Annotated in this window: 18 protein-coding genes; 13 read left to right on the top strand and 5 right to left on the bottom strand. The window is 66.6% G+C overall.

Going from position 1 to position 19,131, the window contains the following annotated elements; translation table 11 throughout:
* Position 1: 1 nt before the first annotated feature.
* The 10 genes from SA190iCDA_RS07660 to SA190iCDA_RS07615 all read left to right on the top strand — a co-directional run bounded on the left by SA190iCDA_RS07660 (position 2) and on the right by SA190iCDA_RS07615 (position 10,878).
* The gene (locus SA190iCDA_RS07660) at positions 2 to 1,438 is read left to right on the top strand and encodes an NAD(P)(+) transhydrogenase (Re/Si-specific) subunit beta (RefSeq protein WP_070884156.1); all 1,437 of its coding nucleotides are present in this window, start codon (positions 2 to 4) and stop codon (positions 1,436 to 1,438) included.
* Positions 1,439 to 1,825: 387 nt separating this feature from the next.
* Positions 1,826 to 2,038 (top strand): DUF1127 domain-containing protein, encoded by a 213-nt coding sequence (locus SA190iCDA_RS07655; RefSeq protein ID WP_070884157.1) that lies wholly within the window; start codon positions 1,826 to 1,828, stop codon positions 2,036 to 2,038.
* Between the two features lie 192 nt (positions 2,039 to 2,230).
* On the top strand, positions 2,231 to 2,548 hold the full coding sequence (locus SA190iCDA_RS07650) for a DUF2388 domain-containing protein (protein WP_070884158.1): 318 nt from the start codon (positions 2,231 to 2,233) through the stop codon (positions 2,546 to 2,548).
* Positions 2,549 to 2,623: 75 nt separating this feature from the next.
* Positions 2,624 to 2,944, top strand: a complete 321-nt coding sequence (locus tag SA190iCDA_RS07645; protein WP_070884159.1) for a DUF2388 domain-containing protein — start codon at positions 2,624 to 2,626, stop codon at positions 2,942 to 2,944.
* Positions 2,941 to 4,890, top strand: coding sequence for a DUF4105 domain-containing protein (locus SA190iCDA_RS07640; RefSeq protein WP_419203830.1), 1,950 nt, complete (start codon positions 2,941 to 2,943; stop codon positions 4,888 to 4,890). The genes SA190iCDA_RS07645 and SA190iCDA_RS07640 overlap by 4 nt, the downstream gene beginning before the upstream one ends.
* A gap of 436 nt (positions 4,891 to 5,326) precedes the next feature.
* Positions 5,327 to 6,412 (top strand): diguanylate cyclase domain-containing protein, encoded by a 1,086-nt coding sequence (locus tag SA190iCDA_RS07635; RefSeq protein ID WP_236101114.1) that lies wholly within the window; start codon positions 5,327 to 5,329, stop codon positions 6,410 to 6,412.
* Positions 6,412 to 7,740: a glycosyltransferase family 2 protein gene (locus SA190iCDA_RS07630; RefSeq protein ID WP_070884162.1), complete on the top strand. Its 1,329-nt coding sequence runs from the start codon at positions 6,412 to 6,414 to the stop codon at positions 7,738 to 7,740. The genes SA190iCDA_RS07635 and SA190iCDA_RS07630 overlap by 1 nt, the downstream gene beginning before the upstream one ends.
* A 14-nt stretch (positions 7,741 to 7,754) precedes the next feature.
* Positions 7,755 to 9,845 carry a TolC family protein gene (locus SA190iCDA_RS07625; RefSeq protein WP_070884163.1) on the top strand — a complete coding sequence of 697 codons (2,091 nt, stop codon included), beginning with the start codon at positions 7,755 to 7,757 and terminating at the stop codon, positions 9,843 to 9,845.
* Positions 9,842 to 10,690: an HlyD family secretion protein gene (locus tag SA190iCDA_RS07620; protein ID WP_236101104.1), complete on the top strand. Its 849-nt coding sequence runs from the start codon at positions 9,842 to 9,844 to the stop codon at positions 10,688 to 10,690. The genes SA190iCDA_RS07625 and SA190iCDA_RS07620 overlap by 4 nt, the downstream gene beginning before the upstream one ends.
* Positions 10,687 to 10,878 carry a hypothetical protein gene (locus SA190iCDA_RS07615; RefSeq protein WP_236101102.1) on the top strand — a complete coding sequence of 64 codons (192 nt, stop codon included), beginning with the start codon at positions 10,687 to 10,689 and terminating at the stop codon, positions 10,876 to 10,878. The genes SA190iCDA_RS07620 and SA190iCDA_RS07615 overlap by 4 nt, the downstream gene beginning before the upstream one ends.
* A gap of 42 nt (positions 10,879 to 10,920) precedes the next feature.
* Here the strand turns inward: SA190iCDA_RS07615 and SA190iCDA_RS07610 are convergent, their stop codons facing one another.
* Positions 10,921 to 12,282, bottom strand: coding sequence for an ATP-binding protein (locus tag SA190iCDA_RS07610; protein ID WP_070884165.1), 1,362 nt, complete (start codon positions 12,280 to 12,282; stop codon positions 10,921 to 10,923).
* On the bottom strand, positions 12,279 to 12,944 hold the full coding sequence (locus SA190iCDA_RS07605) for a response regulator (protein WP_070884663.1): 666 nt from the start codon (positions 12,942 to 12,944) through the stop codon (positions 12,279 to 12,281). The genes SA190iCDA_RS07610 and SA190iCDA_RS07605 overlap by 4 nt, the downstream gene beginning before the upstream one ends.
* A gap of 151 nt (positions 12,945 to 13,095) precedes the next feature.
* Between SA190iCDA_RS07605 and SA190iCDA_RS07600 the strand changes: the two genes are divergently transcribed.
* The 3 genes from SA190iCDA_RS07600 to SA190iCDA_RS07590 are packed head-to-tail and all read left to right on the top strand — an operon-like array spanning position 13,096 to position 15,584.
* A complete protein-coding gene (locus SA190iCDA_RS07600; protein WP_070884166.1) occupies positions 13,096 to 13,362 on the top strand; it encodes a PepSY domain-containing protein in 267 nt (88 codons plus the stop codon).
* Positions 13,362 to 13,901, top strand: coding sequence for a cytochrome b/b6 domain-containing protein (locus SA190iCDA_RS07595; protein WP_070884167.1), 540 nt, complete (start codon positions 13,362 to 13,364; stop codon positions 13,899 to 13,901). The genes SA190iCDA_RS07600 and SA190iCDA_RS07595 overlap by 1 nt, the downstream gene beginning before the upstream one ends.
* A gap of 12 nt (positions 13,902 to 13,913) precedes the next feature.
* A complete protein-coding gene (locus tag SA190iCDA_RS07590) occupies positions 13,914 to 15,584 on the top strand; it encodes a phosphoethanolamine transferase (RefSeq protein ID WP_070884168.1) in 1,671 nt (556 codons plus the stop codon).
* A gap of 25 nt (positions 15,585 to 15,609) precedes the next feature.
* Here SA190iCDA_RS07590 and SA190iCDA_RS07585 read toward each other — a convergent pair whose 3' ends face one another.
* From SA190iCDA_RS07585 to SA190iCDA_RS07575, 3 genes are read right to left on the bottom strand one after another with little or no spacing between them, the layout of a single operon-like run.
* Positions 15,610 to 16,845, bottom strand: coding sequence for a nucleoside permease (locus tag SA190iCDA_RS07585; RefSeq protein WP_070884169.1), 1,236 nt, complete (start codon positions 16,843 to 16,845; stop codon positions 15,610 to 15,612).
* 42 nt (positions 16,846 to 16,887) lie between these two features.
* Positions 16,888 to 17,955, bottom strand: a complete 1,068-nt coding sequence (locus SA190iCDA_RS07580; protein WP_070884170.1) for a sugar phosphate isomerase/epimerase family protein — start codon at positions 17,953 to 17,955, stop codon at positions 16,888 to 16,890.
* A complete protein-coding gene (locus SA190iCDA_RS07575) occupies positions 17,952 to 19,118 on the bottom strand; it encodes a Gfo/Idh/MocA family protein (protein WP_070884171.1) in 1,167 nt (388 codons plus the stop codon). Before SA190iCDA_RS07575 ends, SA190iCDA_RS07580 begins: the two co-directional genes overlap by 4 nt.
* Positions 19,119 to 19,131: the final 13 nt, after the last annotated feature.

Raw genomic sequence — 19,131 nt, 5'->3', positions numbered from 1 at the left:
GATGAGCATGAACCTGATCACCCTTCTCTACCTGGTCGCCTCGGTGTGTTTCATCCAGGCGCTCAAGGGTCTGTCCCACCCGACCACCTCGCGGCGCGGCAACGCCTTCGGCATGATCGGCATGACCGTCGCCGTGCTCACCACCTTGGGCCTTATCTACAAGCTGGGCAGCGGGCTGGCGGTGCAGGGCATCGGCTACGTGATCGTCGGCCTGCTGGTCGGCGGCACCGCCGGCTCGATCATGGCCAAGCGCGTCGAAATGACCAAGATGCCCGAGCTGGTCGCTTTCATGCACAGCATGATCGGCCTGGCCGCGGTATTCATCGCCATTGCCGCGGTGGTCGAGCCGCAATCACTGGGCATCGTCGCCAGCATCGCCGACCCGATTCCCGCCGGTAACCGCCTGGAGCTGTTCCTCGGCGCGGCCATCGGCGCCATCACCTTCTCCGGCTCGGTGATCGCCTTTGGCAAGCTGTCTGGAAAGTACAAGTTCCGCCTGTTCCAGGGCGCGCCGGTACAGTTCGCCGGCCAGCACCTGATCAACCTGCTGATCGGCCTGGCCATCGCCGGCCTGGGCCTGTACTTCACCTTCACCGGCGACCTGACCGCCTTCGCCGTGCTGGTGGCCCTGGCCTTCGTGATCGGCGTGCTGATCATCATCCCCATCGGCGGCGCCGATATGCCGGTGGTGGTGTCGATGCTCAACAGCTACTCGGGCTGGGCGGCGGCCGGCATCGGTTTCTCGCTGAACAACTCGATGCTGATCATTGCCGGCTCCCTGGTCGGTTCCAGCGGCGCGATCCTCTCCTACATCATGTGCAAGGCGATGAACCGCTCGTTCTTCAACGTCATCCTCGGCGGCTTCGGCGGCGCGACCGATGCCGGCCCGGCGGCAGGCAGCGGCGAGCAGCGCCCGGTGAAATCCGGTTCCGCCGACGACGCCGCCTTCCTGCTCGGCAATGCCGACAGCGTGATCATCGTGCCCGGCTACGGACTGGCCGTGGCCCGCGCCCAGCACGCCCTGAAGGAGCTGACCGAGAAGCTGGCCCACAAGGGCGTGACCGTGAAATACGCGATCCACCCGGTGGCAGGCCGCATGCCCGGCCATATGAACGTGCTGTTGGCCGAGGCTGAGGTCCCCTACGACCAGGTGTTCGAGATGGAGGACATCAACGCCGAATTCGGCCAGGCCGATGTGGTGCTGGTACTTGGCGCCAACGACGTGGTCAACCCGGCGGCGAAGAACGACCCCAAGTCGCCGATCGCCGGCATGCCGATCCTAGAAGCCTTCAAGGCCAGGACCATCATCGTCAACAAGCGCTCGATGGCCAGCGGTTACGCTGGTCTGGACAACGAACTGTTCTACCTGGACAAGACCATGATGGTGTTCGGCGACGCCAAGAAGGTCATCGAGGATATGCTCAAGGCTGTCGAATGACCCGCAAAGGCGCACACTAGAGCGGCCGCGCACCTTTCAGGGGCAATTGGACGTCAAGAGAAAAGCACAGCAGCGCTGATTGGTAACGAGAATTGCTGCTCATGAAAATAAATAGCCAAGCAACTATGCCGAACAATCGTAACTGTACCGCAATGAACCCACTGAAAATTTTAGTATTTTCAGCGCAAAAAACTGCAAAACACGTCAAGTCACGGCAAATTCACAAACACCGGTACAGTTACGACCTAAATAATGGACACAGTTACAAAGCAAGCTATCTAGTGCTCAGCTAATTTACGGCAGCTGTGGCTACTGCAAACACCGCGCGAGGACGAAAATGGGCTCCAGAACCTAACCAATCCCGCCAAAAGCGGAAGGATGCACGCCATGGAACGTACCCTCAGTTCCGATCTGCTTGTCGACAACTCGTCCAAACCTGCCACCAGCCTGCCGCTGAATATCCTGGCCACCCTGCTCCTGTGGCAGCGCCGGATCGTCAGCCGCCGCCAGCTGGCGCGTCTGGACCCTCGCCTGCTGGCCGATGCCGGTATCAGCGAAAGTCAGCGTTACGCCGAACTGAGCAAACCGTTCTGGCGTTAATCGCGACACCTGAGCTTCTCCCGCAAAACCCCGCCGGCATGCAGCGCCTGCGGGGTTTTGTCGTCATGGGGCGGGATTGATCGAAGCGTGAGTGCCTTGTAACCAAAGCTACACAAACTGTGCAGGTGTTTTCTACAGCGGCCCGCGGAGCGGTTAGAATGGGGCTTTCCGTGAGCCGTAGAGACCAAGCCCATGCCCATCGTCCGCACCCTCGCCCTTTGCAGCCTGTTCGGCCTCGCCGCCTCTGCCAGCGCCAGCAGCTTCGTGGTGACCACCGACACCCTGGTCGATGCACTCGCCGCCACCATCGACACCACCTCCAATGCGACCTCCTCGGTGGTCGACAACAAGGTGGTGCTGGCTGCCAGGGATGACGCTGCCAGCTTCGTCGCCAGCCAAGGCGCCGTGCGCGGCGCGCACCTGGAAACCGCCCTGCGCCACATCCGCGAACGCATGCCCAGCCTGCAGGCCGATGATGCGCAGCTGGCCCAGGCCATCCTCGCCAATTAAGCGCATGTCGTTACCGGAACTGCGGCACAGGTTCCTCGTCCAAGCAGCCAATCAAATCCCATTCGGAGACCGTTCATGAAGCGTCCGTTGTTAGCCGCCACCGCCTCGCTGGCCCTGTTCGCCGGCGCCGTGCAGGCCCAGACCCTGGTGGCCACCAGCAACATCATCGTCCGCGCGCTGGATCGCACCATCGACTTTACCTCGGACACCACCACCTCGATCCGCGACATGAAAGTGGTGATCGAAGCCCGTGACGACGCCGCCAGCTTCGTCGCCAGCCAGGGCGATATTCGCGGTGCCCAGCTGGAAGCCGCCTTCGGTGCGCTGCGCAGCCAGGTTCCCGAGGCTCAGAACGCCTCCGATCAGGTACTCGCAGAAGCCATTCTCGCCCTGTGATGGCCGCCCGCGGCTGGCTTCTGGTGCTGACCCTGCTGGTCAGCACGGCCAGCCACGCCCAGTTGCAGTTCGCCCTGGACGACTCGGGGCTCGCCGCCGACCAACGCCAGGCCAGCCAGACCCTGCTCGACGAAGCCTACAACGCCTTGCCGCCACGCCTGCGTGACGCGGTGGATCGCGATATGGTGGTGCGCTGGATTCCATTGCCGGAGAACATCTACGGTCGCGCCGGGCGCCTCAGCGGCATCGAGCTCAACGCCAGGCTGCTGCCGGGCCTCACCGACGGCAGCGCGGCGAGCACACCCAACGGTCGTCCCCACGGCACGGTGCGCCAGGAACTGTTGGCCACCGTGCTCCATGAAGTGACCCACCTTTACGACCGCGGCGCCTACTGGAGCGACGAACAGCGCACCCTGCTGCGCCGCTGCCAGCGCCAGAACACCGACCTGGGGCCGGTCGGCCTGCGCGCCGAGTGCCGCGGCCAGACCGCGCGGCGCTTCACCCTTAGCGACGAGCCACGCCTGCTCGACCTGGCCGGCTGGCCGCAACGCGTCGGCAAACGCGGTGAGCGCGACACGCACAACGGTCAGGTCGCCCGCAGCCCGGACAGCTACGAGCTGAGCAACCCGCGGGAATTCGTCGCGGTGAACATGGAATACTTTCTCCTCGACCCCGAATACGCCTGCCGCCGCCCCTCCCTGGCGCGCTTTTTCAGCGCCCATTTCGGCTGGTCACCGGCCAATCAGGCGCCCTGCGGCAGCGGCTATGCCTACCTGAACGCCGGGCGGGATTTCGACAAGCAGGCGCTGGCCAACCTCGACCCCGAGCGCGTCTACCAAGTGGATTACCTGCTCGCCGAGGCCAACCAGAACATGGCCAGCCGCTGGGGCCACAGCATGCTGCGCCTGGTGATCTGCGCACCGGGCCGCCCGCGCGGGCCGGATTGCCGGCTGGACCTGGACCAGCACCTGGTGCTGTCCTACCGGGCCTTCGTCAACGACGTGCAGCTGTCGAGCTGGGACGGCCTCACCGGCGCCTACCCGTCGCGGCTGTTCGTGCTGCCCCTGGCCCAGGTGATCGAGGAATACACCAAGGTCGAGCTGCGCAGCCTGGCCTCGGTGCCCCTGAAGCTGCCGCGCGCGCGCCTCGAACAACTGGTCGCCCGCGCCGTCGAGCAGCACTGGAGCTACGACGGCGACTACTTCTTCATCTCCAACAACTGTGCGGTGGAAACCCTCAAGCTGCTGCGCAGCGGCACCGCCCATCCACGCCTGCAGACCCTCGACAGCATCACCCCCATCGGCCTGCTGGAGGTGCTCGAAGCCCGTGACCTGGCCGATGCCAGCGTGCTGGACGATTCCCGCGAGGCGCTGCGCCTGGGCTACCGCTTCGACTCGTTCCGCGACCGCTACCAGGCCATGTTCAAGGTGCTGCAGCAGCGCCTGCCAATTTCCCAGGGGCGCGTCGAAGACTGGCTCGAACAGCCGTCCGAACTGCGTCGCCAGTGGTTCGAGCAGGCGGACCTGCGCGCCAGTGCCGCCATGCTGCTGCTCGAACAGGCGGCCATGCGCCGTCAGCTGCTGCTTTCCCAGGACGAACTCAAGCAGCGCTACCTGACCGGCCGCGCCGCCAAGGACCCGAGCCTCAACAAGGCCGGTGACGCCCTGGAACAGATCCTCGCCAATACCGGTTTCCTGAGCCGCCCGGCCGAGCTGCTCGAAGGCGGCTACGGCCTGCCGCAACAGGAGGAATGGCAACGCCTGGAAAGCGAAACCCGCACCCGCCAGCAGCAACTGAGCCTGCTCAGCGCGGACCTCGACGGTGAAGTGCGCCGCCTCCTCGACCCCCAGCGCCTGGCCGAGCTGGAGGCCAACGAGACCAACCTGAAACTGCTTGGCGAGCACCTGCGCAAGTTGCACAAACAAAACGGCGGGCTACAGCTGTAAGGTCGCCGTCGGTGATTCGGGGCCGCTTCGATAAAACGAGGCACGGTTCCCAGGTTTGCCCCACCAAGTTGTACACACGGCATTTCTTTGTAGAACTTTTCAGAGCCGCCCCCAGTCGGACTTTCGCCCCCTGACTGGAAGAGCCGATGTCCGAACTTACCCTTCGCATCGCTGAAGTAGCCACAGGCCACGACGCGCGGTTTCCTGCCGCCAGTCGTTTCAGCGAACTCACGTCCCTGCTGCAGCAACCGGCCTTCGATGTCGTGGTGCTGAGCGCCAGCGAAGCCGAGAACCTGGCGATGCTGCAGGCCCTGCGGCGCCAGCCGGCCTATCGCCTGAGCCTGATCTATTGCGCCAGCCAGACGCCGCTGGCCATGGCCCTGGGCGACGGCCCGGCGCCCACCCAGCCGGGCAGGCTGCAGCAGGCCTGGCAGCAATGGCGCGAGCGTCTCAACCTGTTCAACAACGGCCGTGCCCCGAGGGCCTCGAAGCCCAGCTGCTCGCCTACCTGTGGCTGCGTGCGCCTGGCACCCTCAAGGCGGTACGCACGCCCTCGTCGGCCAGGCACTACGTCTACCAGCTGGTCGAGGCGCTGGGCGACGACCAGGTCAACGGCCTGGCGCTGGTACAGAACCTGGCCCAGCGCAACCTGCTCGACAGCACCGCGCTGGTCGATCGCATCCGCCTGTGCCGCAGCTGCGGCAGCGGGCACCTGAACTATGTCGACGTGTGCGTGGAGTGCAACTCCCTGGACATCGCCCGCCAGCCATCGCTGCACTGCTTCACCTGCGGGCATATCGGCGCCCAGACCGAGTACCTCAAGGACGGCGCGCTGGTCTGCCCCAACTGCCTGACCCGTCTGCGCCATATCGGCACCGACTACGACCGGCCGCTGGAGAACTACAACTGCAACAGCTGCGATGCCTTCTTCGTCGATGCCGACGTGCAGGCGCGCTGCCTGGACTGCGGCGAGCACCACGTCCCGGACGAGCTGCAGGTGCGCGAGATCCGCGACTACCAGCTTTCCGAAGGCGGCCTGCTGACCTCGCGCCAGGGCCTGGAGCGCAACACCGCCAATTACTTCAACGGCCTGTCGGTGGTCGGTGTCAGCACCTTCAAGACCCTGCTGGACTGGCAGCTGGAACTGATCGAACGGCACAAGGCGCCGACCTTCGCGCTGCTCGGCATGCGCTTTCGCAACCTCGGCCGGGTACTCGAACGCCTGGGCCCGCAACGCGGCCACGCGCTGCTCGACACGCTGATCGAGCGCATCCAGGTGGCCATCCGCGACACCGACCGCTGTACCCGCTCCAGCGAGGAACAGCTCTGGCTGCTGTTGATGTACACCGACTCGGCCGGCCTGCGCCGGGTCACCGAACGCATCAATGAAATCAGCGCGCTGTTCGTCGGCGAGGACCTGCAGGACATCCGCCTGACCACCAGCGGCTGCGTGGCGCCCAGCGGCCTGATCGACCAGGAAGATGCCGAACTGCTGATGGCCCGCCTTGCCGGAGAACTCTGATGAACGCGCTGGTCGAGCACCTGCACGCCTGGCTGGGCGAGGTCTACGGCGCCAATGGTCATTGGCGGCTGTTTCTCATGGTGTTCCCGTACTTCCTGCTGCTGGAGGTGCCGCTCAACCTGATGGTGCTGCTCGGCACCCTGCGCTGGTTCGTGCGCAAGCGCAGTGCGCTGCCGCTGCACAACACCTGGCATCCGCGGGTGTCGTGCATCATCACCTGCTACAGCGAGGGCCGGGATGTCGAGCTGACCCTGCGCAGCCTGGCCGAGCAGACCTACCCCGGGATGATCGAGATCATCCCGATCGTCGATGGCGCGGCCGCGAACACGGCGACCACCGAGGTGGTGAGGCGCTTCAAGGCCGAGCAGCGCCTGCCGCGTAACCGGGTGATCCGGCCCATCGCCAAATGGCAGCGCGGCGGCCGGGTGTCGTCGCTCAATAGCGGGCTGGCGTACAGCAGCGGCGAGATTCTCATCAACGTCGATGGCGACACCTCGTTCGACAACGACATGGTGGTGCGCATGGTCAGCCACTTCCGCGATCCCAAGGTGCCCGCCGTGGCCGGCAGCCTGCGGGTGCGCAATGCCAGGCAATCCTGGGTGGCGCGCATCCAGGCGCTGGAATACCTGCTGTCGATCCACATGTGCAAGATCGGCCTGGCCGAGTGGAACCTGGTCAATAACGTGTCCGGGGCATTCGGCGCCTTTCGCCGCAGCTTCCTGCAGCAGATCGGCGGCTGGGACACCCACACCGCCGAGGATCTGGATCTGACCCTGCGCATCAAGGCGTACTTTCGGCGTTACGGCCTGCGCATTCCGTTCGAGCCCCAGGCCATCGGCCATACCGACGCACCGGCAACCCTGGGCAGCTTTCTCGACCAGCGCCTGCGCTGGGACGGCGACCTGTTCTTCGTCTACGTGCGCAAGCACCGCCATGTGTTCACCCCGCGCCTGCTGGGCTGGCCGAACTTCCTGATGCTGCTGGTCAGCGGCCTGTTCTTCCAGCTGGTGCTGCCGTTCATCATCCTCGGCTACAGCCTGGCGGCGGTGGTCATCCTGCCGTTCACCGCCTTGGTGTTCTATTCGCTGCTGATCTACGCGCTGTACCTGGCGATGAGCACGCTGCTGTACCTGGGCCTGATGCTGATGGTCAGCGAGCGGCCCCGGCAGGACCTGCGGCTGATCTGGGTACTGCCCTTCTACCCCCTGGCGATGTACGCCCTGCGCTGCTGGAGCGTGGTCGCCATTCTCAATGAAACCCTGCGGCGCGGGCACGAGGAATCGAGCATGGCGCCCTGGTGGGTGCTCAAACGGGCCAATCGATTCTGAGGCATTACTACTCGATGACTGCACCACGACCTACACGTCTGCTGCTGCCGCTGCTGTGCTGCGCGCCGCTGCTGGCGGGCGCCGCCCCCCTGACGCTCGAGCAGGCCCTGCAACAGGCCGGCGACGGCAGCCCGGCGGCCAATGCCGAGTTGCAAGCGCGCTACGCCGCCCGCGACCAGCGCCAGAGCGAATCCGGCTGGGAGATGTTCGGCAATGCCAACGTCGGCCGCTACCGCGAACTGGTGACCGACGACGTTCGCGACGACTATTACGGGCGCAGCTTCGCGGTCGGCGTGCGCTACCCGCTGCTCGGCAGCCTGCGCCGGCGCATGGACGCCGTGCGCGACAGCGAGCGCGACATCCGCCTCGGCGAAATCGAACAGGGCTATCGCCGCGCCCAGCAGCGCCTGGCCATCCGCAGCAGCTACGCCGACTGGTGGCGGGCCAGCGAGGAGCAGCGCCTGTGCAGGGATGTCGAGCACGCCGCCGGTGAGGCCGAGCAGCAGGTGCAGGCACGCCTGGCCGGCAAGTGGATCCTGCCTTCCGACGCCCAGCTGATGCGCAGCGAATGGACCGCGGTCACCCAGCGTTGCGCCATGCAGGACGGCCTGCTCCAGGACATCCGCGCCAGCCTGCAAAGCCTTGGCGTACAAATCGGCGCCGGCGACACGCCGCTCGCCTCGGCCCTGGCCAGCGAGCCGCAACCCTTGCAGGCCTGGCAGCAGCAGCTGGAAAACAACCCGCGGGTGGCCGGGCGCAACGCCGAGCTGGCCAACGCCGAGCTGGGCCGCAAGCAGCCCTGGTACAGCGCCATCGAGTCCTACGTCAACGTCGCCCAGACCCTGGAGCAGCGCAGCGGCGTCCGCGATGATGGCAGCGGCCTCAGTGCCGGTGTCACCTTCTCCGCGCCCTTCGACCTGCTCGACTACGGCTCGGCCCGCGGCCGTGAAGGCGAGGCGCGTTACCAGGCGGCCGTGCAGGCACTGGAGCGCGAGCGTGGCGATGTGCTGCGCGAACTGGGCAAGGTGCTGGAGCAGCAACGCCGCCAACTCAACGAATACCGCTGGCGCAGCGAACGCCGCGCCGCGCTGGACACCATCATCGCCGAACGCCGCCAACGCGGCAGCCTGGATGCCGGCGAAGCCAGCCTGCGGCTGCTGCAGGCCGAGGTCGATCGCTACAACGCCGGTTTCGCGCAGATCTCCGCCTGGCACGGCGCCTGGCTGCAGGACTCGGCGCTGCGCCTGTTCGGTGATGACAGCCCGGGTTTCGAGCGCCTGCTCGGCAACCGCGTACTGCACTGGCAGGGCGACAACACCTTCATGCCGGCCCAGGTGGCCAGGCAGAGGCAATGGAACCAGGGCGTGTATATCTGGGACAGTGCTGCCCTGCTCGACCCAGGCCAGCGCCCTGGCCAACTGAACGCCCTGCAACAGGCCGGCATCAGCCAGTTGCACGTCGGGCTGACCAGCCTGCAGGTCGCCGACATCGGGCGCACCCATCAGGCACTGCGCGAGCTGATCCAGGCCGCCCACGCCCGGGGCATGCAGGTCAGCCTGCTGCTCGGCGATCCGGACTGGATGAAGCCGCGCCGGCGCCAGGGGCTGATCGAGCTGATCGGCCAGCTCCGGGACCTGCCCTTCGCGGCCCTGCACCTGGACCTGGAGGTCGAGCAGCTGGGCTGGCCGGTGCCCGACGGGCGCCTGCGCGACTGGCTCGCCACCGTGCGCGAGGCCAAGGCCGCCGCGCCCTGGCCGCTCAACCTGTCCAGCCACCCGCGCTGGTTCGACGAGCAGGCCAACCGCCAACCCTGCGTGCCCTGCGAGCTGCAGCGCATCGGGGTCGGCGAGATCAGCCTGATGATCTACACCCGCAACCCGCAAAGCAGCACCAATCGGGCCCTGGCCATTGCCAAGCAATGGCCGGCCCTGAAGCTGCGCCTGGCCCAGAGCGTGGAGGCCGATCAACCCGCTGACCTGAGCTGGGCCGACGCCTCCCACTCGCAATTGCAACAACAGGTAGTGAACTGGCAGAACGCTCTGCGCCCGGCTGGAGTGGGCGGTATCGACTGGCAATCCTGGACCGATTACCCGAGAAGCCGATGAAGATACGTTTCAATAGCCCCAAAGAACGACACCCGACCCAGGATCACGGCATGCAGGTGCTCTACGCCCCCGGCAAGCGCCTGGCCTTCCGCCTGCGCTGGTACCTGATCCTGTTCCTGATCCTGCTGCCCGCCCTGTGGCTGGCCGGGCGCTACGGGCTCGAACTGATCAGGGTCGAGGCGCCGGCACTGGTGCGCCTGCCGAGCATGGAAGTGCGCGCCATGCAGCCCGGCCAGGTGAAAAGCATCCCGGTGCAGGCCGGCGATCACGTGGATGCCGGCACGCCGCTGGTGGAGCTCGATAACCCCGAGTGGCGCCTGCGCCTGAACCTGCTGCAAGGCGGCGCGACACCGGCTGCGGCACCGGTCGGCGACCTGGGCGCGCGCAACCGTGCAGTGCTGCAGAGCCTGGTCGACCGCGCGGCGCAGCGGGTCAATGACACCCGACGCCTGCTGCGGCAAGGCGCGGCCACCCGCGGCGAGCTGGTCGAGGCGCAGAACGCCCTGGACAGCCGCCTGGCCGAGCTGCTGGCCTTCGAGCGCAGCCTGAGCGGCGTCGGCAGCAGCGAAGGCGAGCGCTACGAGCGCCAGCAGCAGCTGGAGCGCCAGTGGCTGAGCGGGCAGCTGAACCAGATGAAGGTCGCCGCCAGCGAGCGCGGCCGGGTGGCCGAGGTGGTCACCGCGGCCGGTGAGAACGTCGGCCCGGGCACCCTGCTGATGCGCCTGGAGCGCAGCGGCCCGGCGCAGCTGTGGGTGTACCTGGATCCCAAGGACGTCGAGCACGCGACCCCGGGCTCCCCCTCGACGTACGCCTTCCCGACGGCAGCTGGACCAGGGCCGAAGTGATCAACCCGGCGGAAAGCGCCAACCCGCTGCCCAGTGATCTTCGCCAGCCATTTCGCAGCCCCACCCGAGGGTTGATGGTGCCGGCGCGCTTCACCGAGCCGCTGGCCAACGAATGGCGCGTCGACTCGCTGCCGGTGCGGGTGCGTTTCCCGAACGAGCACTTCACCCTGTTCGGCATGCGTTTCTGAACGGGGCCCCGCGGCCTGCACGCTGGTGGGCCGTCACTTCGCCTATCGCGCGGTATCGGGAAAGCTGACCACCGCACTGAAACCACGGGGGCTGGCATTGCTGAAGCCGATGGAGCCGCCCAGATGGCGGGCGATCATGCCGACGATGGCCAATCCCAAGCCCGCGCCCTGGGGGTTGCCGGCACTGTGGAAGCGCTCGCCAAGGCGCGGCAGACGGGCTTCTTCAACGCCAGGGCCCTGATCGACGACCTGCAGCTGCACGCCCTCGCCCTCCCGGCACACGCGCACGCTCACCTCGCTGCCCGGTGACGAGAAGGTCAGCGCATTGCTGACCAGATTCTGCAACAGGATGACGATCAGGCCGCGGTCGCCCTGGATCAGCGCCGTTTCCTCGGCATCCAGGGCCAGGTCGATGCGCCGGTTGATCGCCAGCGGCGCCAGGTCGGCCAGCTCCTCACGCACCACCGCGGTCAAATCCAGGGGCTGCAGGTTCTGCGAGGGCGCTTCCAGGCGCGCCATGGTCAGCAGCTGGCTGGCGATGCGGGTGGCGCGGTGCACGCCCTGCTTGAGGAACGCCAGTGCCTCTTCGCGTTCCTGCACGCTCTCGGCCTGGGCCGCGTTGCGCAGGTGAATCTCCAGAATCGCCAGGGGTGTACGCAGCTCGTGGGCGGCATCGGCGATAAAGCGCCGCTCCCGTTCGAGCAGTGCGCGCAGCTGGCTCAACACATCATCCAGGGCCAGGCGCATGGGCTCCAGTTCCGGCGGCAGCGGCCCGGCCGGCAGCGGATCCAGGCTGTGCTCCGGGCGCTCGCGCAGTTGCCGGGCCAGGCGCTGCAGCGGGCGCAGGCCCCAGCCGAGCAGCAGCCAGATGAACGCAGCCAGCAGCGGCAGGCAGATCAACGTCGGCATCAGGGTGTGCTGGAGAATCTGCTGGATCAGGTCCTGGCGCAGGTCTTCACGCTCGCCGACCCAGATGCGCAGGCCACCCGCGCTGTCGTCGAGCAGCACGCCGCACCACTCCTGGTCGTTGACGAAGAAGTCGTGAATACCCGGCGATGGCAGCTTTTCCAGGAGCGGCGCCTGCTCGGAACGCACCAGCAGGTTGCCGTCCTGATCCCACACCTGAAAGGCCAGGTTGATTTCGTAGGGGTGGGAGAACACGCCCTCGGCCGAGCGATCCAGGGCGCCATCCAGGGCCTGACGGACGAACTGCCAATCGACCGGTCGACCATCGGGCTGCTGCAGCATGCCCTGCAGCACCCGCGCGGCCTGCACCAGCTGAGCGTCATAGACCGCCTCGGTCTGCCGGTGGCTGTCGCGCAGGGCGAGCAGCACCAGGGCCAGGCTGCCGGCCAGCACCAGGGCGATGGTCGGCGCCAGGATGCGCGTGCGGATGGAAATCATGGCTTTTGCTCCACCAGGTAACCGACCCCGCGCACGGTGCGAATCAGCTCGCTGCACAGCTTGCGGCGCAGGTTGTGGATCAGCACTTCCAGGGTGTTGCCCGGGCCGCTTTCCTGCCAGCCATACAGCGCATTGGCGAGGCGCTCGCGGGTCACCACCACGCCGGGGCGAATCAGCAACTGGTGCAGCAGCTGGTACTCCATGGGCGTCATCGGCACGCTGCGCCCCTGGTAGCGAACCTCCTGGGTGGAGGGATCCAGGGTCACGCCGGCGAACTCCAGCACCGGCTGGGCGCGACCCTGGCTACGGCGCAGCAAGGCGCGGATGCGCGCTTTCAGCTCTTCGGGATCGAAGGGTTTGACCAGGTAATCGTCGGCACCTGCATCCAGGCCGCCGATTCGATCATCCATGGCGTCGCGGGCGGTGAGCACCAGCACCGGCACGGCGTTCTCGCTGCGGGCACGCAGCTGGCGCAGCAGGGTCATGCCATCCAGGCGCGGCAGGCCCAGATCGAGCAGCACCAGGTCGAACCGTTCGCTGCGCAGCGCGTGGGCGGCTTCGAGGCCGTCCTCCAGCCAGTCCAGGGCATAGCCTTCGCCGCGCAGGGCCACGCGGATCCCGCGCGCCAGGGCACGATCATCTTCAACCAGCAGGACACGCACGGCACGCACCTCGTCATCGATAAAACGGCGCCATGATGCGCTTCGCACGGAGTATTTGGCAGGGGTAGATGTTACCGACCTTTGCCCGTTAAGGCTTTCCTAAGCTTCGCGTCGCAAGGTGCTCCTGACCACCATCATGAGGAGTCTCACCATGCGTTACATCGCGCTTTTCGCCCTGCTGCTGGGCAGCCCGCTGGCCATGGCCAGCACCGAATGCACCACCGCCGAACGCTCCACCTGGCAGAACCCCGAGCAGTTTCAGAAGAAGCTGAAAGAGCAGGGTTACCAGATCAGCAAGTTCAAGGTCACGGCGGGCAACTGCTACGAGATCTACGGTTTCGACAAGGACAAGCGCAAGGTCGAGATCTACCACGATCCGGTTAGCGGCAAAGCCATCAAGACCGAGATCGAAGACTGATGCACGCGGCGACGATACGACTCTGGGATCCGCTGATCCGCCTGTTCCATGTGTCGGTGGCCGGGGTCTTCGTCGCCAACTATTTCTTTACCGAGGAAGGTGACGACTGGCACACCTGGCTCGGTTATTACGCCTGCGCCTGGCTGGCGGTGCGCCTGGTGTGGGGCTTCGTCGGCCCACGCAGCGCGCGCTGGACGGATTTCTGGCCGACCCGCGCGCGCCTGGCCAGTCACCTTGCTCAATTGTTGGAGGGCGAACCCCATCGCCGCCTCGGCCACTCGCCGCTTGGCGCCCTGGTGATGCTGCTGATGATGACCGCCATCGCCGCCCTCGGCATCAGCGGCTTCCTGATGCAGGAAGTCGATGCCCTGTGGGGCGCCGACTGGCCGCTCACCCTGCATGCCTGGGCGGCCAACGGCCTGGCGACGCTGGTGGTCATCCACATGGCCGCGGCGCTGATCGAAAGCCTGCACCTGGGCGAAAACCTGCCGTTGTCGATGATTACCGGCGAACGCCGCGCCCCCTCCGACCATCGCTGAGACCCGAACCCCATGCTGACCCCGCTTGCGCCTCGCCGTGCCAGCGCTCCCCGCGCCTGGCTGTCGCTGCTTGCCCTGGCCACCCTGAGCTGCGCACTGCTGCTCGCCGATGATTTTCTGCAGCAACTGTTCACGCCAAGCAACCACGCCGAGCTGGAGGCGGGATACGTAGCCGTGCTGTGGCTGTTCAGCGTGGGGCTGTGGCTGTGCAACCTGCGCCCGCTCAGCATGGGCATCCTGGCGCTGTTCGCGGTGATGCAACTGATGCAGCTGGCCAACATCAGCTTCTTTGGCGAACCGCTGACCGCCATCGACATCCAGTCGCTGCTCAATGATCCCGGCGAGGTGCGCGAGACCGCCGCCCACAGCCTGGCCGGGCATTGGCCGGTGCTGCTCTGCGTGGGCATTCCGTACGGCCTGCTGCTGGCCCTGCATGGGTGCCTGCCCGGCCGGATCAGCCTGCCGCAGAGCAGCTGGGCGCTGGTGCTGATCGCCGTGGTGCTGCTCTCCAAACCCTACCGCGCCACCTACCGCAACCTCGACTCTTTTGCCGCCAGCCCCAGCCGCAGCGCCCTGCACAACAACCTCAACGTGTTCTCCGCCTGGGCGGTGCACCTGGCGTTCAAGCCGGAAGTCGAGCTGCCGCCCACCCCCTTCGCGCCCTATGCGCTGAGTCCGAGCATGAGCCAGGCGAAACACGTCTGGCTGGTGGTCGCCGACTCGCTGCGCAGCGATCGCCTTGGCGTGTTCGGCTACGGCCGGGATACCACGCCGAAACTGGCCGCCTACCTGCGCGACCATCCCAGCGCCTTCGTACGCCCCGGCATCGCCGCCGGGGTGGCCACCGATGTCAGCCTGCCCTACCTGATCAACCCGATTCGCGAGCCCGGCAAGGATGCGCTGCTGCGCACCGGCGACATCAACCTGTTCCGCTTCGCCAGGCAGGCGGGCTTTCGCACCTACTGGATTTCCTCCCAGGAATCCAAGCTGCTGGCCAACCTCGGCAGCCGTTACCTGGACGTGTCGATCACCCGCGAAGACCATCCGGTGCGTTTTCTCAAACAGCAGGATCGCGCCCTGCTCGACGTGCTCGACGCCCAGCGCTGGGCCGAACGCAACTTCGTGGTGCTCAACCTGCGCACCGCCCACCTGCCCTATGCGCAGAACTACCGCCATGAAAAGACCCCGGCCCCCTGGGTGGACCAAGGCCCGAACGGCCAGAGCAACGCCTACGACAACTCGGTGCATTACCTGGACGGCCTGCTGGCCGAAGTGATCGCCGACTTCGACCGCCTGGAGGGCGAGCGTTACCTGATCATCACCGGCGACCACGGCCAGCGCCTCGGTGAGGGCGGCCACTGGGGCCATAACGACCTGGTGCCGGAAGTCAGCGATGTACCGGTGATCGTCATCGGCCGCGAGGCCAAGGCCGAGACCATGGCGGGCCTGTCGGCCGAGCGCTGGATCAGCCACTACGAAGCCGGCAAGTGGCTGGCCGCGCGCCTCGGCACGCGCATCCACAACCCCAACCTGCGCCCCAACGAGCACTTCGTGCACGGCAAGCTGCTGTTCACCGACAACTTCATCCAGCGCGTCTGCGAAACGCCCGCCGGCCTGGTGCATCAGCCGCCCCAGCTGCTGAGCATGCTGCTCAAGCAGCCCGAGGCGCGTTGCGAGGGTTGAACCTGGCCGCGGGCGGCAAGGCGCCTCAGCCCACCCGGTGGGCCACGGCCGGTTTACCTGCGGCGCGCTCGCGGAAGGTCAGCAGGAAGGCCAGCAGCACGCCGGCCGAGAACACCGCGGGGAACAGCCAGATGCTGCGCCAGTCGTGCAGGCCCGCAGTGGCGTAGTGATCGGACACCGCGCCGGCGACCCAGAAGCCGATCAGCATGCCGACGCCATAGGTGGCCAGGGTGATCAGGCCCTGGGCCGAACTCTTGATGCTCTCGCCGGCCTTGCCGTCGGTATAGATCTGCCCGGAAACGAAGAAGAAGTCGTAGCACACACCGTGCAGCACGATCCCCGCCACCACAAAGGCCACCAACTCGCCGCTGTTGCCGTAGGCGAACAGCACATAGCGCAGCGCCCAGGCCGCCATGCCCACCAGCAGTGTCGCCTTGATCCCGAAGCGCTTGATGAACAGCGGCAACAGCAGCATGAACAGCACCTCGGAAACCTGGCCGAGGGTCATCATGCCGGTGGGGTTGGCAACGCCGATTTCGGTCAGGAACAGGTTGGCGTTCTGGTAGTAGAAGGCCAGCGGAATACAGATCAGGATCGAGGCCAGAAAGAAGGTCGCGAAGCCGCGGTCCTTGAGCATCTGCAGGGCGTCCAGACCGAGCAGGCGCTTGAGGCCGGTGTGCTGGCCGGGCACCGGCGGAGTGGCCGGCAGGCTGAAGCTGTACAGGCCGAGCAGCAGCGAAGCACCGGCGCAGAGCAGGAAGGTGTTGCGCAGCGCCCCTTCGGCGATGGCCTGTTGGGCGTCCCAGGCGAACACGAAGCTGATCACCAGGCCGGCGACTATCCAGCCCAGCGTGCCCCATACCCGCACCCGGGAAAACTGCGCCGCCGGGTCGCTCAACTGGCGGAACGCCACGGCGTTGACCAGCCCGAGCGTGGGCATGTACACCACCATGTAGCAGAGCACCAGCGGGTAGAAGGTGGCGAAGTCCTCGGCGCGGTAGAGCTGGTAGAGCAACACGGCGCCGCCCAGGTGCAACACCGCCAGCAACCGTTCGGCGTTGACGAAGCGGTCGGCGATCAACCCGACCACGAAGGGCGCCAGGATCGCCCCCCAGGACTGGGTCGCGTAGGCCATACCGATCTGCCCGCCGCTGGCCTCCAGGGTACGCCCTAGAAAGGTGCCGAGGGTGACGAACCAGCCGCCCCAGATGAAGAACTGCAGAAACATCATCACGCCCAGCCTGACAGTCAAAGTGCTCATGTTCTTATCCTTGTTGTTGTTCACGAGACAGCGTTAAACGATCTACTTCAAACCAAGCAGCTCCCGGTTGCCCGAGGTACTGCTGGCGACCCCGGCGAAATCATCGAAGGCGCGTTCGGCGCGGGTGATCAGCTGGCGCTCGATGAACGCCGCGCCCTCGGCGGCGCCTTGGGCGGAATCCTTGAGGCAGCATTCCCATTCCAGCACCGCCCAGCCGGCGTAGCCGTACTGGGTGAGCTTGCTGAAAATCGCCTTGAAGTCGATCTGCCCATCGCCCAGGGAACGAAAACGCCCCGGGCGATCGACCCAGGCCTGATAACCGCCATACACCCCGGCGCGGGCATCGGGCCGGAACTCGGCGTCCTTCACGTGGAACATGCGGATGCGCGGGTGGTAACGGTCGATGAAGCCCAGGTAATCCATCTGCTGCAGCAGCATGTGGCTGGGGTCGTAGAGAATGTTGGCGCGCGGGTGATCGTCAACGGCGGCCAGAAAGCGCTCGAAGGTAACGCCGTCGTGCAGGTCTTCACTGGGGTGCAGCTCGTAGCAGAGGTCGACACCCGCCTCGTCGAAGGCTTCGAGGATCGGCAGCCAGCGTCGTGCCAGCTCGGCGAAGCCCTCCTCCACCAGGCCCGCCGGGCGCTGCGGCCAGGGGTAGAGATAGGGCCACAGCAGCGCACCGGAGAAGGTCGCGTGGGCCGCCAGGCCCAGGCGCCGGCTGGCTTGGGCGGCGAGCTTCAACTGGCTGACGGCCCACTCGGTGCGCGCCTGGGGGCGGCCCCGCAGTTGCGCCGGGGCGAAGTCGTCGAACAGCTTGTCGAAGGCCGGGTGCACGGCCACCAGCTGGCCTTGCAGGTGGGTGGACAGTTCGCTGATTTCGACCCCGGCCTCGGCGCAGATGCCCTTGAGCTCGTCGCAGTAGGTCTGGCTCTCGGCGGCGCGCTGCAGGTCGATGCACTGCGGCCCCAGGGTCGGTAATTGGATGCCCCGGTAGCCGAGCGAGGCCGCCCAGCGAGCCTGGTTGGCCAGGGTGTCGAACGGCGCCTCGGCCGCCAGGAACTGGGCGAGGAAAATACCGGGGCCGCGGATGCCCGCTGTCTTGGCTGTCATGCATACACTCCCATGGGCGGCGCCAGCGGCGTCCATTTCGCCTCGCTGGCGTGGCTGGCCAGCACCGTTTCGATAAAGGCCATGCCCCGCGCACCGGTCTCGATACCGGGCAAGGCGGCAGCGGCGCTGCGCGAACCGCCAATAGCCCGAGCGAAGTCGGCATACAGATTGGCCATGGCTTCCAGATAACCTTCGGGGTGACCGGCAGGCAGGCGAATGCGCTGCAGCGCTTCGGCGCACAACCAAGGGTGATTGGCGCCAGCGCGCAGTACGCGCATGGGTTGATCGAGGGGCCGATGGATCAGGCTGTTGGGCTCTTCCTGGCGCCACTCCAGGCCACCCTTGTCGCCGTAGAGGCGGATCTTCAAGGCGTTCTCCTCGCCGGCGCACACCTGGCTGGCGAGCAGCACGCCGCTGGCGCCCTGCTCGGTGGTGAACAGCATGGCGCAATCATCGTCCAGCGTACGGCCCGGCACATGGGTCGCCAGGTGCGCGCAGATACGCTCGATACGCTGGCCACTGACGAACTCCGCCAGGCTGAAGGCATGGGTGCCGATATCGCCGATGCAACCGCCCTGCCCGGCCAGTTGCGGATCGCCGCGCCAGGTCGCCTGCTTGTTGCCCTGAGCGGCGAGGTCGTCGCTGAGCCAACCCTGGGGGTACTCGACGTGGAGTTTGCGCAGCCGACCGATTTCGCCGGCCTGCACCATGTGCCGCGCCTGCCAGATCATCGGGTAGCCCTGGTAGGTATGGGCCAGGCCATACAGGGCCTCGCCCTGCACCAGCAGATGGGCCAGGTCGGCGGTTTCGGCACTGCGCAACGCGGCCGGCTTTTCGCAGAACACATGAATGCCCGCGCGAATGGCGGCGCTGGCGATGGGGGCATGCAGATGATTGGGGGTGACGATGGCCAGCAGATTGATCCGCTCGCCAGGGTCGAGCCGTGCTTCACCATCGAGCAGCGCCTGCCAGCTGGCGTATACACGCCCGGTGGGCAAGCCGCATTCACGGCCCGTTGCGGCATTGGCGGCGGGGTCGCGACTGAATGCCCCCGCCACCAGGTCGATCCCGCCTGCCAGCGCTGCCGCCTGGCGATGCACCTTGCCGATAAAGGCGCCAGCGCCGCCGCCGACCATGCCCAGCCTGACCCGTAGAGCCGCCATCCCGTCACTCCGA

Source organism: Pseudomonas argentinensis (genome assembly GCF_001839655.2).
GTDB classification, from domain to species: domain Bacteria; phylum Pseudomonadota; class Gammaproteobacteria; order Pseudomonadales; family Pseudomonadaceae; genus Aquipseudomonas; species Aquipseudomonas argentinensis_B.
The sequence above is the reverse complement of the archived record's forward strand: the minus strand, read 5'-3'. Positions and strand labels throughout refer to the sequence as shown.

Excerpts from the sequence above, each read along its gene's own strand:
- SA190iCDA_RS07660 (WP_070884156.1), top strand. The coding sequence starts at position 2 with ATGAGCATGAACCTGATCACCCTTCTCTACCTGGTCGCCTCGGTGTGT.
- SA190iCDA_RS07655 (WP_070884157.1), top strand. The coding sequence starts at position 1,826 with ATGGAACGTACCCTCAGTTCCGATCTGCTTGTCGACAACTCGTCCAAA.
- SA190iCDA_RS07650 (WP_070884158.1), top strand. The coding sequence starts at position 2,231 with ATGCCCATCGTCCGCACCCTCGCCCTTTGCAGCCTGTTCGGCCTCGCC.
- SA190iCDA_RS07645 (WP_070884159.1), top strand. The coding sequence starts at position 2,624 with ATGAAGCGTCCGTTGTTAGCCGCCACCGCCTCGCTGGCCCTGTTCGCC.
- SA190iCDA_RS07635 (WP_236101114.1), top strand. The coding sequence starts at position 5,327 with ATGGCGCGAGCGTCTCAACCTGTTCAACAACGGCCGTGCCCCGAGGGC.
- SA190iCDA_RS07630 (WP_070884162.1), top strand. The coding sequence starts at position 6,412 with ATGAACGCGCTGGTCGAGCACCTGCACGCCTGGCTGGGCGAGGTCTAC.
- SA190iCDA_RS07625 (WP_070884163.1), top strand. The coding sequence starts at position 7,755 with ATGACTGCACCACGACCTACACGTCTGCTGCTGCCGCTGCTGTGCTGC.
- SA190iCDA_RS07620 (WP_236101104.1), top strand. The coding sequence starts at position 9,842 with ATGAAGATACGTTTCAATAGCCCCAAAGAACGACACCCGACCCAGGAT.
- SA190iCDA_RS07610 (WP_070884165.1), bottom strand. The coding sequence starts at position 12,282 with ATGATTTCCATCCGCACGCGCATCCTGGCGCCGACCATCGCCCTGGTG.
- SA190iCDA_RS07600 (WP_070884166.1), top strand. The coding sequence starts at position 13,096 with ATGCGTTACATCGCGCTTTTCGCCCTGCTGCTGGGCAGCCCGCTGGCC.
- SA190iCDA_RS07595 (WP_070884167.1), top strand. The coding sequence starts at position 13,362 with ATGCACGCGGCGACGATACGACTCTGGGATCCGCTGATCCGCCTGTTC.
- SA190iCDA_RS07590 (WP_070884168.1), top strand. The coding sequence starts at position 13,914 with ATGCTGACCCCGCTTGCGCCTCGCCGTGCCAGCGCTCCCCGCGCCTGG.
- SA190iCDA_RS07585 (WP_070884169.1), bottom strand. The coding sequence starts at position 16,845 with ATGAGCACTTTGACTGTCAGGCTGGGCGTGATGATGTTTCTGCAGTTC.
- SA190iCDA_RS07580 (WP_070884170.1), bottom strand. The coding sequence starts at position 17,955 with ATGACAGCCAAGACAGCGGGCATCCGCGGCCCCGGTATTTTCCTCGCC.
- SA190iCDA_RS07575 (WP_070884171.1), bottom strand. The coding sequence starts at position 19,118 with ATGGCGGCTCTACGGGTCAGGCTGGGCATGGTCGGCGGCGGCGCTGGC.